The organism is Brevibacillus sp. MER 51 (genome assembly GCF_023714195.1).
In the GTDB taxonomy this organism is placed as follows: domain Bacteria; phylum Bacillota; class Bacilli; order Brevibacillales; family Brevibacillaceae; genus Brevibacillus.
Map to the genome: position 1 here is coordinate 209426 of NZ_JAMAUS010000008.1, position 16544 is coordinate 225969.

Annotated in this window: 18 protein-coding genes; 13 read left to right on the forward strand and 5 right to left on the reverse strand. The window is 49.8% G+C overall.

The window, feature by feature from the left end; genetic code table 11:
* Positions 1-132 precede the first annotated feature (132 nt).
* The 3 genes from M3630_RS18540 (at position 133) to M3630_RS18550 (ending at position 1649) form a co-directional block, all read left to right on the forward strand.
* Entirely contained in the window at positions 133-297 is a 165-nt protein-coding gene (locus M3630_RS18540) for a hypothetical protein (RefSeq protein WP_251253029.1), read from the forward strand.
* 334 nt (positions 298-631) lie between these two features.
* Positions 632-1168 carry a suppressor of fused domain protein gene (locus tag M3630_RS18545; protein WP_221867869.1) on the forward strand — a complete coding sequence of 179 codons (537 nt, stop codon included), beginning with the start codon at positions 632-634 and terminating at the stop codon, positions 1166-1168.
* Positions 1169-1184: 16 nt separating this feature from the next.
* Entirely contained in the window at positions 1185-1649 is a 465-nt protein-coding gene (locus tag M3630_RS18550; protein WP_229088160.1) for an NUDIX domain-containing protein, read from the forward strand.
* 51 nt (positions 1650-1700) lie between these two features.
* On the opposite strand, the gene M3630_RS18555 is transcribed toward M3630_RS18550, so the two are convergent.
* Entirely contained in the window at positions 1701-2642 is a 942-nt protein-coding gene (locus M3630_RS18555) for a DMT family transporter (protein ID WP_251253030.1), read from the reverse strand.
* A 152-nt stretch (positions 2643-2794) separates the two neighbouring features.
* Between M3630_RS18555 and M3630_RS18560 the strand changes: the two genes are divergently transcribed.
* The 3 genes from M3630_RS18560 to M3630_RS18570 all read left to right on the forward strand — a co-directional run bounded on the left by M3630_RS18560 (position 2795) and on the right by M3630_RS18570 (position 6398).
* Positions 2795-4231: an aminotransferase-like domain-containing protein gene (locus M3630_RS18560; RefSeq protein WP_251253031.1), complete on the forward strand. Its 1437-nt coding sequence runs from the start codon at positions 2795-2797 to the stop codon at positions 4229-4231.
* Positions 4232-4317: 86 nt separating this feature from the next.
* Complete coding sequence (locus tag M3630_RS18565) at positions 4318-4857, forward strand: NfeD family membrane protein (RefSeq protein WP_221867872.1); 540 nt, start codon at positions 4318-4320, stop codon at positions 4855-4857.
* Positions 4857-6398 carry a flotillin lipid rafts scaffold protein FloT gene (locus M3630_RS18570; RefSeq protein ID WP_221868015.1) on the forward strand — a complete coding sequence of 514 codons (1542 nt, stop codon included), beginning with the start codon at positions 4857-4859 and terminating at the stop codon, positions 6396-6398. Before M3630_RS18565 ends, M3630_RS18570 begins: the two co-directional genes overlap by 1 nt.
* 60 nt (positions 6399-6458) lie before the next feature.
* On the opposite strand, the gene M3630_RS18575 is transcribed toward M3630_RS18570, so the two are convergent.
* Positions 6459-7211: a polysaccharide deacetylase family protein gene (locus M3630_RS18575; RefSeq protein WP_237899269.1), complete on the reverse strand. Its 753-nt coding sequence runs from the start codon at positions 7209-7211 to the stop codon at positions 6459-6461.
* 187 nt (positions 7212-7398) lie between these two features.
* Here M3630_RS18575 and M3630_RS18580 point away from each other — a divergent pair, with 187 nt between their 5' ends.
* On the forward strand, positions 7399-8802 hold the full coding sequence (locus tag M3630_RS18580) for an aspartate kinase (protein WP_251253032.1): 1404 nt from the start codon (positions 7399-7401) through the stop codon (positions 8800-8802).
* Here M3630_RS18580 and M3630_RS18585 read toward each other — a convergent pair.
* The gene (locus tag M3630_RS18585) at positions 8733-9239 is read right to left on the reverse strand and encodes a M67 family metallopeptidase (RefSeq protein WP_251253033.1); all 507 of its coding nucleotides are present in this window, start codon (positions 9237-9239) and stop codon (positions 8733-8735) included. The two genes, M3630_RS18580 and M3630_RS18585, sit on opposite strands and share 70 nt — an antisense overlap.
* A gap of 52 nt (positions 9240-9291) precedes the next feature.
* On the opposite strand from M3630_RS18585, the gene M3630_RS18590 reads away from it, so the two are divergent.
* The 5 genes from M3630_RS18590 to M3630_RS18610 all read left to right on the forward strand — a co-directional run bounded on the left by M3630_RS18590 (position 9292) and on the right by M3630_RS18610 (position 13162).
* Positions 9292-10149, forward strand: a complete 858-nt coding sequence (locus M3630_RS18590) for a DUF72 domain-containing protein (RefSeq protein WP_173610019.1) — start codon at positions 9292-9294, stop codon at positions 10147-10149.
* A 20-nt stretch (positions 10150-10169) separates the two neighbouring features.
* Positions 10170-10994, forward strand: coding sequence for a sulfite exporter TauE/SafE family protein (locus M3630_RS18595; protein WP_173610020.1), 825 nt, complete (start codon positions 10170-10172; stop codon positions 10992-10994).
* Between the two features lie 24 nt (positions 10995-11018).
* On the forward strand, positions 11019-12473 hold the full coding sequence (locus tag M3630_RS18600) for a bifunctional metallophosphatase/5'-nucleotidase (RefSeq protein ID WP_251253034.1): 1455 nt from the start codon (positions 11019-11021) through the stop codon (positions 12471-12473).
* A gap of 47 nt (positions 12474-12520) precedes the next feature.
* Positions 12521-12760, forward strand: a complete 240-nt coding sequence (locus M3630_RS18605) for a DUF6154 family protein (protein ID WP_173610022.1) — start codon at positions 12521-12523, stop codon at positions 12758-12760.
* A gap of 99 nt (positions 12761-12859) precedes the next feature.
* Positions 12860-13162: a YunC family protein gene (locus M3630_RS18610; RefSeq protein WP_047073052.1), complete on the forward strand. Its 303-nt coding sequence runs from the start codon at positions 12860-12862 to the stop codon at positions 13160-13162.
* A gap of 71 nt (positions 13163-13233) precedes the next feature.
* On the opposite strand, the gene M3630_RS18615 is transcribed toward M3630_RS18610, so the two are convergent.
* On the reverse strand, positions 13234-14247 hold the full coding sequence (locus tag M3630_RS18615; protein ID WP_251253035.1) for a DUF2804 domain-containing protein: 1014 nt from the start codon (positions 14245-14247) through the stop codon (positions 13234-13236).
* A gap of 158 nt (positions 14248-14405) precedes the next feature.
* On the opposite strand from M3630_RS18615, the gene M3630_RS18620 reads away from it, so the two are divergent.
* Positions 14406-15500: an HD-GYP domain-containing protein gene (locus tag M3630_RS18620; RefSeq protein ID WP_173610024.1), complete on the forward strand. Its 1095-nt coding sequence runs from the start codon at positions 14406-14408 to the stop codon at positions 15498-15500.
* Here M3630_RS18620 and corA read toward each other — a convergent pair whose 3' ends face one another.
* On the reverse strand, positions 15501-16436 hold the full coding sequence (gene corA / locus M3630_RS18625) for a magnesium/cobalt transporter CorA (RefSeq protein ID WP_251253036.1): 936 nt from the start codon (positions 16434-16436) through the stop codon (positions 15501-15503).
* Positions 16437-16544 lie beyond the last annotated feature (108 nt).

The following is a 16544-nucleotide window of genomic DNA, read 5'->3' on the forward strand; positions in this document are numbered from 1 at the left end:
TAGTGAGGGGATGGAGGGTCAAAGTAATATTCTAATCCGACAATCCCCCAAAAAAGGATAAATGTGAACAGTACATACAGCCATCTTCTACGAAGTGACTGGGAATTCACTCCTTCACGTTTTATTACGTAAATGGATAATAATGGTTACTTTTTCGATACGCTCAATGGGAACGGAGAAATCATCGGGCTTGGTTCAGGTGTAACCGTTATTTCAGCCAAATATGCCGGAAAAACATCCAAGCTGACAGTCTATGTGGGTGGGGCTGAGCTGATCTGTCACGATTGCAGAAGGTGAAGAGGAAGAGATCACAAAAGGAACAACGAAACTCAAGGTGAAGTACCAAGGAAAAAGCATGACGATTTCGGTAAAAGTCACGAAATAAACTAGAACAGTTCCTTCGGGATAACGTGGGCTTTTTTGTGGGTGTTCAAACATGTACATTCACTCCGCACAATGATAAAATGTTCGTATATACAAGATTACGCTGCCCAGCATCAACGAAGTATGCCTACGTATCCAGGCATGCTTTTTTTCGGGCGAGCACAAACCTTTTCACAAATGCGCAGTTGCTCTTCTATGAGCAGGCAGCCGTAGAGGTTTTCATACTTTTTGGAGCGGGGTTGCACATATGATAGTGGTGAAGGAATTAATGGATCATTGCCACCGCTTTTTTGGGAGCCAAGGCGTTCTGTATCAATCGGAAGATGCGGATATCCTGATTGCCGTCTATCCGGCTACGCGCAAGCGAGGATGGTGGACGTATGCCACGCTTGAGCTGCACAAGATGGGGGCCACAGAGTACCTCGTCTATTCCTATCAGTTTGAGCAGAGAATGATTACGCATTTGGCAAGAGTAGCAGCCCAGGTAATTCGTCAGTGGGAGAGTCAATCTACCCGTATGGAGTCTGGGAGCATCTTTTCGCTCGGGGATACAATCGTGGAAAAATCGGTTTTGAATCATATGGTACTGACCCCTGCCTATTATGAAGAGGCTGGACTTGAATATTATACAAACGGCAAGGACGTAATCAGGTTCATGATGCTTCATGCAATCGCGGATTCTGAAGCAAAGTTTTTGGAACAATATGGACTTATGGCATTACAGGAATGGTTAGCGCACTCCGGTGTCGATTCCCTGAATGTTACGCGTACGCCTGCCATCTGAGAAGGGAGCGAGCGAAATGTCAGCGATTCGCTTGAGAGTCACCGTAGTAGTGGAACACGAAGGGAAGGTCCTCCTCATCCGTGAGCAGACACAACGAGGCATCTTTTACAATCTGCCAGGGGGAATCGTAGAATATTTGGAAGCGATTCCAGACGCGGCGAAAAGAGAAGTGATGGAAGAGACTGGACTCCTCGTGGAAATGGAGCGATTGATCTGGATAGACGATCGGATCGATCAGGAAGGGAATGGAAAGCATACAGTCGGAGTAGGAGTTCTGGCGAAGCTCGTCGGAGAAGAGACAAACCCTACGCCAGGTGGTATCGTCGATGAAGAAATCGAATGGGCGGGCTGGGTCACGCTAGACGAGTGGAAGCAACTGCCGAACGACCACAAAACACGACCGGATCAAGTCAAGCAAGTCTTGTCTGATCCCACTTATCAACCGATGTACTTGGGAAATATGCTGAAACAAGCAGAATAAAAACAAGAGACACCGCCCTTTTTCTAGTGAAGAGGAGCGGTGTTTTTTTCCTTACGCTTTTTGCTGTACGGAAGCTTTTCTCCCTTTTGCGACAGCAAACACGACAATGACAGCGGAAAGAACAGCACCGAGTGTCAATGTCTCTGACAGGAGGAGCCAGGCGGCGATGATCGATAAAAAGGGTTGAAGGTATTGGATTTGACTAACCTTGGAGACGCCACCGAGCGCCAGGCCGTGATACCAGGCGAAAAACCCGAGAAACATACTGATTACGCTAATGTAACCAAAACCGATCCAGACAGGCCAAGTGGCTTGTTTTAACTCAGCGAGCAGAGGCCCTGCGAGCGGAATGACGAGAAAAGGAAAGGCAAAGATCAACGACCAACTGATGACCTGCCAACCACCCATCGTCTTGGAGAGCTCACCGCCGACCGCGTATCCGATCGCCGCGCTGATGACCGCCCCGAGCAAGGCGAGATCCGCCCATTGGAGGGCACCAAAGCCAGAACTGATCGCGTAGGCGATAATCGTCACACAGGCGATCCCACTTGAAATCCAATACTTCCGGGTGGGGCGTTCGCCTGAAAAAAATATCGCTGCGCCTGCCGTGGCCAATGGCAATAGTGCGATGATGACTGCACCATGCGTAGCGGGCACTCTCTCCATCGCCCACGACGAGAAAAGCGGGAAGCCTGCTACTACTCCGGCAGATACGAGTAACAGTTTCTTGGTCTCTTGCCAGGTAGGAAACGGTACACGTTTCATTAGGAGCACCAAAGCAGCCAGTACAGCCGCGATCAACGCTCGTCCCAACCCTGCCGAGAGGGGAGAGAGCACGGTAACAACCACCTTCGTTGCTGGCAAGGTCAAGCTGAAGCTAAGCACCCCGATGAAGCCATACAGCAAGCCCATTTTCTCTGTATGCAGCTGCTCAGGAGTGATTGGTTGCTCTTTTTGTAGGGCTTGCTTCTCGATAGGAAGCTGTGCACTCATCCGAATCCCATCCTTTATCGAATAAAAGTTTCTGTTGTTTTATCTTAGAGGCGACCGAGCATAAACGGTAGAGCCAATTGGCAGCAGGAGCAGTAAGCCAATTTGTCGAAAGTGAGGAAAACGAAAACAGGAAATTTGGGGGACGGATCAGGATGGAATGGAAGCCGGACAAAGATGCGGGAGTTCCGATCTATTTGCAAATCGCCAAAGAGCTGGAACGACAGATTGTGCTAGGAGCGCTGTCCCCCGGTACATCTCTGCCGCCGGAAAGAGTGTTGGCACGTCGCTTTGGCGTCAATCGTGGGACGGTATCGGCAGCGTACGAAGAATTGCGGGCAAAAGGGATTTTACAATCGTGGCAAGGGAGCGGTACTTGGGTCAGTCGGGATCTGTGGGGCGTCAAACAAATGCCAAACTGGTATACCTACACGAATGGCGGGGCATTCTTGCCAGCTTATCCACTCGCGAAACGAATTCAGGATGCGTGCTTCGATTCTTCAATCATCAATCTGGCAAAGGCAGAATTGGCAACGACGATGATCCCGTCATGGATACCAACGACGCCGAGGGAAGAAAACGAGATCAAACTTGAGCTGGGCTACGCGCACCCAAAGGGGGAGCCGCGTCTGCGTGAGGCACTGTCTGTGCATTTGCAAGAAAACTATGGCATTCACGCTTCTCCCGACGAAATTTTGGTGACGTCAGGAGCGCAGCAGGCATTGCATCTCATTACACTGTGTCTCTTGAATCCCGGAGATGCAATCGCAATGGAGGGACCCTCTTATTCGTATTCCTTGCCCTTATTCAGTTCAGCCGGGCTGCGTTTATTTCGCTTGCCGATGGATGAGGACGGAATTATACCCGAGGTAGTCTACGACTTGCAGCGGGAGCATCGCATTCGCATGGTTTTCGCCAACCCGACCTATCATAATCCAACCGGGACGATTTTAAGTGAGGCACGGCGATCTCAGTTGCTCGATATTTGTCAGGAGCTGCGCCTGCCACTTGTGGAGGACGACGCTTACGGCGCATTGACACTGGCTGGAAGCCCTAGACCACCCAAGCCGATCAAAGCCATCGACAAGACAGGGGCTGTTCTGTATGTCGGGAGTCTTTCGAAAACGATTGCGCCAGGCTTACGGATTGGCTGGCTGGTGGGACCTAGATCTGTCGTAGAAAGACTAGCCGATGCCAAGCAGCAAATGGACTTTGGCACGAGCAGCGTCTCCCAGCAATTCGCCCGGCGGTTTGTTGAGCGAGAGAGCTGGAACAATCAGCAGGAGCGGATGTCTCGTTACTTGTTGGAGCAGCAACAAACAATGGTACGCGCTATGCACAATCATCTCTCCGATTTCGCCGTATGGAAGGAGCCAGGTGGCAGCTATCATATTTGGTGTCGGTTGCTGGCTCCCAGGGACGAAAGGGAATTGCTTGATGATGCGATCAGAGAGGGCGTTGTCTTTACACCGGGTAGCGTCTATGGAGCGGAAGCGGGCTGGCTGCGCCTGACCTATTCGTGGGAGTGCCCGACGAATATCGAGGAAGGCATTCGACGCATCCAAAGAGTCCTACAGCAGAAAAAACGATAAGAAAAGGGTTTATTCCTTATTTATGAAACTAATTTCCACCTCACTCGTATGCACTATAGAGGCAATTTTAGAAAGGGGGGACAGTCGTGGGCGTACTTGAAACCGTCTACATGGTCTGCCTTGTACTTGGTCTACTCTACACGGTCATCTCACTGTTGTTCGGCGATACGCTCTCGGATTGGTTGGGACATCTGCATCTGCCTTTTGCTCAGCCCATTTTGTTGGTCAGCGGCATGACTGCTTTTGGCGGAGCGGGGTATCTGTTGTCCAGGTACACTTCTCTTGGTGCGCTTGTCGGATTGATGCTGGCTGCTGTCATTGGTTTCGCTTTGGCTCTTGTCTCTTACTTCCTGTGGGTAAAGCCGATGAGTCATGCGGAAAATTCCACGAGCTATTCCATGAGTCAACTAGGAGGAAAGCTGGGAGAAGTCGGGACGACAATTCCGGCAGAAGGACTGGGAGAGGTGCTGCTGCCGATGATTAGTGGAACCACTTACCATATGGCAGCGAGTCTGGAGGGCCAGATTATCCCGCAAGGAACCCGTGTCGTCGTAGTCGAGGTCCGTGACCATGTCTTGTATGTGATCCCCTTTTACACTGAATCTGGCGAAGGAGATGGGAAATGATGTTAGATCCTGGCATTTTGACGATAGTAGGTGTTGTCGTAGCAGTCTTTCTCGTTTTGGGTATTGCTTTTTGGGCCCGTTACAAAACAGTGGGTGCAGATGAAGCCATGATCGTGACGGGTAGCTATCTCGGCTCGAAAAACGTACTCAGTGACGAATCCGGGCGCAAGATGAAGATCGTCCGCGGAGGCGGCGCATTTATCCTCCCTATTTTTCAACAAGCAAACTTTCTGAGTCTTCTGTCTCATAAACTGGACGTATCGACTCCTGAGGTGTACACCGAGCAGGGCGTTCCTGTCATGGCAGATGGCGTTGCAATCATCAAGGTAGGCGGCTCGATTGAAGATATCGCGACTGCATCCGAGCAATTTATGGGCAAGAGTGACGAGGCGCTGCGCGGAGAAGCACAGGAGGTTCTCGAAGGCTATTTGCGGGCAATCCTCGGCAGTATGACGGTAGAGGAAATTTACAAGAACCGTGAGCGATTCGCACAAGAGGTGCAAGCGGTAGCAACAAAGGATTTGAAAAAAATGGGGCTGTCCGTTGTCAGCTTCACGATCAAGGATGTCCGGGACAAAAACGGCTATTTAGCTGCTCTTGGAATACCGCAAATCGCTGCGGTGAAGCGCGATGCGACCATCTCGCAGGCTGATGCGGACAAAGAAGCGCGGATCAAGCAGGCTCAGGCAGAGGAAGAGGCACGCAAGGCAGAGCTGCTGAAGGAAACGAATATTGCCGAAGCTGAAAAGGAAAAAGAACTGAAGGTAGCGGCGTTTAAGCAAGAGCAGGACAAAGCGAAGGCGAGTGCGGACCAGGCCTATAAGCTGCAAGAAGCTGTCGCCAAGCAGCAGGTGACAGAAGAAGAGATGAAGATCGATCTCGTCCGCAAGCAGAAGGAAATCGAGCTGGAGGAAAAAGAAATTCTTCGCCGCGAAAAGCAATATGATGCGGAAGTGAAGAAAAAGGCCGACGCCGACCGCTACTCTGTGGAACAGGCGGCAGAAGCGGAAAAGGCGAAGAAGCTGAGAGAAGCAGACGCGATCAAGTACCGCATTGAAGCTGAAGCAAAAGCAAATGCCGAGCAGAAGCGTCTGGAAGGCTTGGCGATTGCCGAGGCTGAAAAAGCCCGTGGTAGCGCTGAGGCAGAAGTCACACGCCTCAAGCTCGAAGCCGAAGCAGAAGGGAAAGAGAAGCTGGCTGAAGCATTTGAAAAATTCGGTCATGCGGCTGTCCTCGATATTATTGCGAAAATGCTTCCTGAGCTGGCTGAGAAAGTTGCCGAGCCAATGAAAGCGATCGACAAAGTAACAATCGTGGATGCAGGAGGCGGTCAGGGAGATGGCGTCAATCGTCTGAGCGGGAATGTTACGAAGCTGATGGCCCAACTGCCGGAGATGTTAAAAGACGTGTCTGGTTTGGATATGAATAAAATGATCTCGGACTTTATGCAAAAGGGTGGTAACGTGCCCGCGCAGCAACCGCCTGTACCTGTAAAAGTTCAGGTTGAGACCGATTCTATTTCGGAGGACGAAAAGAAATAATCAAATCGATCAGAGGAGAAGTGCCCCTTTTTAGCGAGGGGCACTTTTTTATGCAGAAAATCAAGGGTAGTCTACCTGTTTCGCGCGTCCGTATCCTCTCAACAATTCGCTGACCGTGACGAATTTATACCCTCTATTTTTCAGTTCAGGCAATATTTGCTCGAGAGCTTGTACAGTCTGTTTTCGATTGCCTCCGTAATCGTGAAATAGCACGATGTCTCCATTCCGAGCGTTGTTCAAAACCTTGTTGACGATCTTTTTTACACCGGGGTCGCTCCAATCACGTGTGTCTTGATGCCATGACCACATAATCACGAGAAAACCGGCTTGTTTGGCTGTATCGACTACGGTCTCGTCATAATATCCCCCCGGAGGACGAAAGAGGGTGGGACGAACCCCTGTTGCCGAATAAATTGTCTCTTGTGTTTTTTGCACCTCTTCTAACAGTCGTTTCGCTGACAGCTTTCGTATATCAGGATGACTGTAAGTGTGATTGGCAATCTCATGTTGATCATTCGCGAGAGATTTGACAATTTCCGGGTACTCGCTCACACGATTGCCTACGACAAAAAAGGTGGATTTCGCTTGATACTGCTTCAGCAGCGCTGCGATCTGAGGAGTGTATACCTGATCAGGACCATCGTCAAAGGTAAGGGCAATCACCTTGCTCTCTGTCGGTACTTCCCAAACGATATCTCCTCTTGTTTCGTAATACTCGCGATTTTTTCCCCGAATGGCATTGGCTGTCTCGCTGAAGGAAGGAGCAAGAATGACAGCGAGCAAAAGGGGGAAAAAGAGGATATGCTTTTTCATTCGTTCACCTCGTTGCAGAGACTATGGTGCTAGGTAGCTGTACGTGATGATGTACTCACCGTTACTATGCGACAAATCTTGATGAATATTCCTGTGTGTCTCCGTGGAAAAGACACTTGTTCTTTTTGTGTGGATAAATTAAGCTAGTAAAAGCATAAGACGTGAGAGTTGGGTGGAGGAATCAATCATGAAGGTAGCAAAATTTGGGGGAACATCTCTGGCGAATGCCGAGCAAATAAAAAAAGTATGCCAAATTGTTATGGCGGATCGGGACAGACGGTTGATTGTTGTATCGGCACCTGGGAAACGGAACAAGGAAGATACGAAGGTTACTGATTTGTTAATTGCCTATGCTGAGCGATCTTTGGCTGGGGAGCCTACAGAGGAAGCAAAACAAGCCATTTTCCTGCGCTATCGGGAGATTGTGGCCGAACTCGGTCTTTCTGCCGAGATCGGCCAAGCGATCGAAGCGGAGCTCGAGGAGGTTCTCGCAAACAAGGCGGGCTTGTCCGCAGACAGATTCATGGATGCGGTCAAAGCTGCCGGAGAGGATACATGCGCCAAAGTTGTCGCTCGTTATTTGCAGAGCCTGGGTGAGGTCGCGACCTACATCAATCCAAAGGACGCAGGAATGCTGGTTACAGATGAAGCAAGCAATGCTCATATCCTCCCTGAAGCGTATGCCAAATTGGCGACATTGCGAGAGCGGGAGGGAATCGTCATTTTCCCAGGATTTTTCGGCTATTCGCGTGCCGGTGATCTGGTTACTTTTTCACGAGGTGGCTCGGATATTACGGGATCGATTTTGGCTGCGGCAGTTCAGGCAGAGGTCTACGAGAATTTTACAGATGTCGACTCGGTGTATGTGGTCAACCCAAACCTGATTGCCGATCCGAAAAAAGTGACAGAGATTACGTACCGTGAGATGAGGGAGCTGTCCTATTCCGGTTTTAGTGTGTTCCACGAGGAAGCGTTGATTCCCGCATATCAAGCAGATATACCAGTATGCATCAAGAATACAAACAATCCGTCTGCGCCTGGTACGATGATTGTGGCCGAGAGAGGATCTGCTACAAACAGAGTGTCGGGGATTGCAAGTGACGGCGGCTTTTGCAGCGTTTACGTCAGCAAGTATTTGATGAACCGTGAAATTGGCTTTGGTCGCAAGCTGCTGCAAATTCTGGAGGAGGAAGGGCTTTCGTATGAACACACGCCATCTGGAATTGATAACATTTCTGTCATTCTCCGAGAGCGAGATCTCACGGAAGAGAAGGAACAGCGGATTGTAGAGCGCATCCGCCGAGAGCTGCTCGCTGATGATGTCGCTGTTCAGCATAGTCTGGCACTCGTCATGATTGTCGGGGAGGGCATGCGTCAATCTGTGGGGACAACTGCGCGAGCCACTACGGCGTTGGCTGCTGCGAAAATCAATTTGGAAATGATCAATCAGGGGTCATCGGAAGTAAGCATGATGTTCGGTGTAAAAGCCGAAGAGGCAGACCGTGCTGTGATTGCTTTGTATCAAGAGTTTTTTGGAGGAGAGGAACCAGTGGTTTCCCCATCGTCACAAGCCGCTTCTGTCAGTGTATAGCTACGTGCTTCAAATGATCCGCTATTGCCATTCTGTACCCATTGATAGACATGCCATGCTGGCTGTGCGGATGCGAGGCCCACAATCCAATAGCTGAGCGTGGGATAATGCCAGCCTGCTATGTCGCGTGCAGAAGGGATTGGCAGTGTATGTGGGTGTGTATGCAAGACACCTAGCCATTGAAGATTGTTCCTGCGGATGTGTTGCAAGGCTTGAAGAAATGTTGTCCCATCCCAAGCGAATACGTGCTTGTCAGGGGAGATGGGCATTGGTACACAGGTCGTAATCGTTGCTCCATGACCTGCGAGCAAAGCAGAATACTCATAAGGAAACGCCTCTTGTGCTTCGGCCAGGAGGCGTTTCGCTACTTTTTTCGTCAGGAATATTTTGTTATCCTTAATCGCAAAGGGGTCACCCAACCAAGCAGGATTTTTCATTCGGTTTTCGTCCTTCTTCTCTATTCGGCTATGATTTGGAGGTTAGCATTCGATGACTACGATACAAGTGGGAGTTTGCGGCTGGGGAGATCAGCACGAATTGTACGTACAAGGTGTGCGCAATCGAGACAAGCTGTCCGTATATGCCAGCCACTTTCCAATTGTAGAGGTGGATAGTTCTTTTTACGCTATTTTACCACAGCGAAATTACGAATCGTGGGTGAAGGATACGCCTGAACGATTTGGCTTTATCGTCAAGCCTCATCAAGGGATGACGGGACATCAACGAGGGGACGCTTCGGCAAGCAAACGGGAATTGTTTCGTCTGTTTGAGGAGAGTATTCAGCCTGTCGTGGAGGCAGGCAAGCTCAAAGCATTGCTGTTTCAGTTTCCGCCGTGGTTCGATTGTACCCGGGAGCATGTCCAGTATGTGACTGCTTGCCGCCAAGCCATGCAGGCGTATCCGTTTGCGGTGGAGTTTCGCCATCAAAGCTGGTTTGAACCACGGTATTCAGAGCGAACGCTTGATTTCTTGCACAAGATCGAAGCGACACATGTCGTATGTGATGAACCACAGGTCGGAAAAGGCTCCGTCCCGATTGTTCCTGCCGTGACGAAGCCATCCTTGGCGTTGGTCCGCTTTCATGGGCGCAACAAAGCGGGCTGGCGAGATCCCGGAGAGGGACAAAATTGGCGAGATGTCCGTTATTTATATCGATACAGTGAGACAGAGCTCGCAGAGTGGGTTGAACACATCAGACTGCTCGAACGGGAAGCGGATGAAGTCTGCATTTTGTTCAACAATAACTCTGGAGGAGATGCCGCAGCGAATGCGAAGCAGTTTTCGGAGATGCTTGGCCTTGCACCTACTGGGCTGAATCCTCGTCAGATGGACCTGTTCTCCACGTAGCAAGAAAGAAGGGGAGTATCATGCTTGCAGTAATTGCCATCTTGTTTGTCATCATCGGAGTCGTGGCTGGCGTCATTGGCAGTATCGCGGGTCTGGGTGGTGGGATTTTTTTCGTGCCTGCTCTGCTGTATTTTGGGAATTGGTACATGCCTGGATCGATGAACCCGCAAGTAGCAGCGGCGACTTCGCTAATCGTGATTGCGGTAACGGCCCTGTCTTCCTCCCTTTCTTATTTCAAACAAAAAAAAGTAGATAAAGAGAGTGCTATGCTCTTTTTCATCGGGAGTGCCCCGGGTGCTATTGTGGGCGTGTATCTTAATACATTACTAGCAGTGGAGGGCTTTTCGCTGCTGTTTGGCTTGTTTCAGCTCTGTATGTTCGTCGTATTGATGGTCAAAGACAAGATCAAACCACGCAGCATCAAGTGGGAAGTCCAACGCCACTTCGTCGACAACGAAGGAAATGAATATGTGTACGGGTATAGCAAATGGTCCGTGATTACGATTGCCTTCTTTGTAGGGATTACCTCGTCGCTATTTGGCGTGGGGGGCGGCATCCTGATGGTTCCAGCCATGATGATTTTGTTTCGTTTCCCGCCACACATTGCCACGGCTACTTCTATGGTGGTCATCTTTTTATCAGCGGTGGTTGGATCAATCACGAATATCTTCCACGACAACGTACACTGGCTGTATGCAGCGATGCTCGCGCCAGGGGCATGGGCGGGCGGAAAGCTCGGAGCGATTATTGCCAGTAAAATGAAGGGTCGCACCATCGTGCTGTTTTTGCGTGTTCTGATATTGGGAATTGCCATACAAATGATCGGAGAAGCGATTTTTGGATAATGAGACGAGAGGGAGGGGAAAGTCGTGGCTGACACCTGTACCTTACACATTTTGCACACGAATGACTTGCACAGCCATTTTGATACGATGCCGCGAATTGCAACCTGCCTGAGCATACACCGAGAAGAGTGGGAGGGCAGGGGAGAGCATGTGCTGACGGTCGATATTGGGGACCATATGGATCGAATGGATATCCGATCAGAAGCGAGCTTTGGGAAAACAAATGTCGAGATCATGAACCGAAGCGGGATTCAATACGCGACGATCGGAAACAACGAAGGCATCACACTCCCAAAAGACAAGCTGAATGAACTGTACACAGATGCACGCTTCCCGATCATTACGGGCAATCTGTTTGAACCGACAACCAATTCTGTCCCGTCTTGGGCTGTACCATACGCCATTCATACCATAGGCGAGCTGCGGCTGGCGATCTTGGGAATGACGATTCCCTTTGGACCCTCTTATCAGAGTATGGGCTGGGAAATCAAGGAACCGATTCCGATATTGCGTGAGCAGATTGCGGCATTGCGCTCGTCAGTGGATGTTGTCATTTTGCTATCGCATCTCGGCTATCAGACAGATTGTGTGCTGGCTAGTGAAGTCGATGGGCTGGATATCATTTTGGGCGGACACTCTCACCGGGCACTGCCTCATGGAGAACGCCTGGGAGGCACCTTGATCACACAAGCTGGGCGGTTTGGAGAGTATGTCGGTCATGTAGAGCTCGTCTGGGACAGGACTCATAATGGCATCACAGACGTGCGTGCAGAGCTTTTTCACACAGAACAGTATCAGGTAGACGAATCATTGAGCCAATTCATCGAGAGTGAAAAAGTATGGGCAGAAACTCGTTTGTTTCAGCCAATTGCTCAACTGGAGCAAGACATGCACATAGGCTGGACGGAGGAGACCCCCTATGGCTCCTTCATCGCAGCGAGTATTCGCAAATGGACGGGTGCTGAGATCGGCATGGCAAATGGCGGGCTGTTGCTTGCCGATTTGCCACGGGGCAGCTTGTCTTTTGCCGATTTGCTGCACAGTATTCCCCACCCGATCAATGCCTGCGCTGTCACGATTACAGGGGCGCAGCTCACCACTGTTCTGGAGCAAGCCATTCAACCGGAAATGGTTCATCGGGAGCTGCGAGGGTACGGTTTTCGCGGCAAAATAGAAGGCTGGATGTGTGTGGACGGACTACACATCCGCTACAGTGAGAATAACCAACCGCAAATTATCCAGATTGAAGTCAACGGGCAACCGCTTGATCGCGAACGTCTGTATCGAGTCGGGACGATCGACATGTTTATGTACAATCGCATGTTTCCTGAATTGCTGCTCGGCAGTGAGGTTGCGTTTTTCTTACCCGAGATGCTGCGTGAAGTGCTCGCCACCACGATACAGGATCAGCAGATGCTTCAAAATGCGTTTCTTCCCCGGTGGGAAAAGATATCGTCCACGCCAAAAAACCAATCGTAGAGACCGTTTTTTCGGGAATGCTATCGAAAAACGGGAGGAGACGAGTGATGCGCTTCATTGATGAAGTTTACGAGCTGTACAGAGGACATTTTAATGGCGATGAAGAGGACATTACAGCAGTTGTCGTTGGCATTCTCGCTGAGCAGTCTCGGGATGATTTGTTGGACTTGGTCGAGGAAATGGACGAGGAAGAGCTGTTTCACATGCTCGCAACGTATATGATTGAAGTCATGAAACGGAAAGTCGCGATGGAGGATGAGCACTTTCCGACAGGCATCATGCATTAAAATTCGATCAGGGAACTCCCTCATTGAAACCTCACCTTTCTCTGCTACATGTCATAGGATGGTATGCCAACAGACAGGAGAGAAAAAGGAGGAATCTTGATGGTCGAGGTAGTGCCAATCCACTTTCCAGAGGGGACGGCTATTGCTGTCACCGTTCGTTTGCCCAAGACGACGCTATTGGCTGTAACGACCGATCATGGATACATCATGTGTGGAGCGCTGGATGTGGGGCTATTAAACGAAAGGTTAGCAGCGAGAGAAATTCTTGCAGGTCGTGCGGTGGGGGTCAAGACCATACAGGAATTGCTGGATGCACCGCTGGAGTCCGTGACGACGACGGCGGAGAAGAAGGGGATTACTGCTGGCATGATTGGGCGGGATGCTGTCGTGAAAATGCTGTAAAACATCAAACGGTTTGCCTATAGAAAAAACCTTTGTCCCGGGACAAAGGTTTTTCAGTTTTTCGCGCCTTGTTACCAACGGGCATTTTGTTCTTCACAGATTCCGATCTTGCTTTGCACTGCAATTGTTTTTCCATCAGGTATTGAGAGTGTCCCGTCATATCGGCCGATTACTTGATGCAGAGTGGTCCGCACCACCGCAAAATTTTTATGCTCGGTTCGGGCAAAAAGCGGCGTAAAGGTGAGGCGTACCGCAGAAGATTCTTCACTCGCAAGCGTCCAAGGGAGCATCCGGTTGTCAGGATTGTAAGAAAAACGAATTTGTTCACTCAGCTTGTAGAGGACACCATCAATCATCAAGCCATTTTCCGTCATACCAGTTCCGTCCGTCCAGCCTTTGCCAAAGTTAAAGCCCGCGACACCCTCCGCGTGACGGAAAGAGCAGGTCGTCCAGTTCCAGCGAGTGTGATACGGCCAAACGCCACGTCCAAAATCCAGACTGGCAAAAGCATTCTGCCGATCGAGCACATAGGTTTTCCCGTTGTAGGCAATGGTGCCGTGCACGGGTCGGGCCGTTTGCTTCGATGTAAACTGAAAGCGCTCTGCACTCCACGGGATCACGACATTTAAGGACTCGGCTGGCGGATCAATCACGATGTCGAGCGAGAGAGGCTTATCGCCGGGACAAATGGCAGTCGCTTCTATACTCGTTCCGCTGGCTCCGGGTTGAAAGGAGACGGAGAGCTTGCGGCTCGCAAAATGGCAAGGCTCATCTACGGTGGCACCAAGCCGAATCCCTGCACCAAAAGGAACCGTAACAGCATTGTCCGCGGTTTCCCCTGTCGTCAGATCAATAAAATGGACAAAGACAATGCCAGCGTAATCCAGATTGACCATCGCAATCGACAACGCACATTCAGGCGCGGTGATAAACCAAAAATTCCATTTTTTCCGGCGAAGCCAATGCCCGCTAAATTGGCAGTCATGCAACGGATAGCGGGACCAGCCAATCGCTTCGGGAAGCAAGCGGCCGTCCTGGTCACATAATGAAAGAGGCTGCGTTAATTCTTTTTCGATAAGCGGCATACGATCATCTCCCTTGCAAACAAGGATTCTTCCGGACAAACTCGTCTTAAGTGTCTTTCCTCGGTAGACGTGAAAAGAATATCTAGAAAAAATTTCATGTAGAATCAAGTCGAATCACGCTATAATAGGGATACCCTGAGGAAAGGGAAGGAAAGGAAATGCGACTGAAATCCATTCAAAAATGCCAGCCGGGTGATAAACTGGCTCGTTCCATCTATACAGAGAATGGAACGATTCTCGTTGGAGCTGGAGTAGAACTGACCCAACGAATGATAGCTCGACTCAAAAATAAAAACGTGAACAGTCTCTACATCCAAGACAAGCGCACCGATGATATTATCGTGGAGACAGTCATTTCCGAAAATACTCGCAGACAAGCAATGTCCATGATTCACGATGCATTCCGAACCGTTCATCAAGTCCCGGACAAATGGCAGCAGCTTTTTTCGGACAAGGGTTTGGGACGTAAGCTCCGGGACGTCATGCAAATCGTTGCGGATGAATTGAACAACAGTGATTCAGCCATGAATTTATTGGCAGATGCTTGCGCCTTCGACAATTACATATTCACGCACTCATTTAACGTTGCCTTGTACAGCACAGCTCTCGCCATAAATACCGGCTGCTCGGAAAAAGATGTGTTGGAGATAAGTATTGGCGGTATGCTCCACGATATCGGAAAAGTGCATATCCCAGACGACATTTTGAAAAAGCCGGGCCGCCTTACGCAAGAAGAATTTGAAATCATGAAAAGACATACGGAGATCGGTTTTGAGATGCTTCGTCGGCAAGACGACATTCCGTTGCTTGCAGCCCACTGCGCTTTTCAGCATCACGAGCGCTGGGATGGCTCCGGTTATCCACGGCACCTGAAAAAAGAAGAGATTCACCCGTTTGGTCGCTTGATGGCAGTGGCTGATGTTTTCGATGCCCTGACGTCGCATCGGGTGTACCGTCGCGGAATGCTTCCTCATGAAGCGATGGAGGTGCTCTACTCCGGTTCAGGCAAACTGTTTGACCAGGCGTATGTAGAGGCTTTGCGAAATACGATTGCACTCTACCCTGTTGGTCTGACCGTCACGCTGAACAATGGTTTGTCTGGTGTTGTTGTCGATTCGAACAAAGGAATGCCGAGCCGCCCGATCGTCAGAGTGCTGGTAGATGAGGAAGGGCGGGATATCGAGCATCCCTATGAGTGTGACTTGTCCAAAATGCTGACGCTCATGATCATCGCCTGTGGCGATTTGGTCTAATCAGAGCCAGTCCTTCTTTTTAAAAATGATATACATCGTCGTGCCTATCGCCGCCATACATCCCAGAACGATGTAATAGCCGTAGGGTGAACGCAGCTCAGGCATCACATCAAAGTTCATCCCGTATATACCCGTCACAATTGTCAATGGCATAAAAATCGTTGTCAAGGCGGTAAAAACACGCATAATATCGTTGGCTCTACCAGCAAGCGCTGCTTGATATGCTTCGCGCAAGTTCCCGATGAGTTCGCGAAAAGCTTCAAAGCTCTCTACAATTTTGCTGGCATCCTCTACAATATCGCCAAAGTACTTCCGCAGATAAGGTTGAATCAGCGGGAGTTCTTTTTTATGTAGGGCATCAATCAAATCCCGCTGGGGAACAAGCATTTTACGGGCGTACAAGATTTCACTGCGCAGCCCGATAATTTGATCCAGATGGGATTTTTTCGTGTGCATCAAAATTTGTTCTTCCAGATCTTCGAGCAGGTCTTCAATTTTTTCAGTCACATCAAAATAACGATCGACAATTTGATCGACCAAGTAATACAGAAACGCATCGGGGCGATTGACTTCTTTTTCCCGGATGATCGAAAACATGGTAGTAAATTCGGGGGCCTCCTGCTTCGTTACGGTGATGATGGTGCTGCTGCCCAAAAAAATATTGATCTCACGCAAGAAGATATCATGATTGTGGAAAGTAATGCCATTGATGACTATAAAGTAATGATCATCGTAGTTTTGCAACTTGGGCCGCTGTTCTTCCTCGTCGATGCAGTCCTCGACAGCCAGATGATGCAGTCCGAACAGCGGCTGTAAAATATCCAAATCGAATGGAGCGGCATGAATCCAGTAAAACCCGTTTACAGGTGGAGTAACAGTCTCTTCGATGTCTTCTATCTCAGTGATGATTCCGTTTTGTACAAGTCTGATCTTCATGTTTGATTCTCCTGCAAGTGGATTCGGTTGCGGCGGGTAGGCGGGGCCAGATTTGTGTGAGAATCAGTTCATAAGCGGAGCGAAGTGCTCGACGGCTAGGCGGAGCCT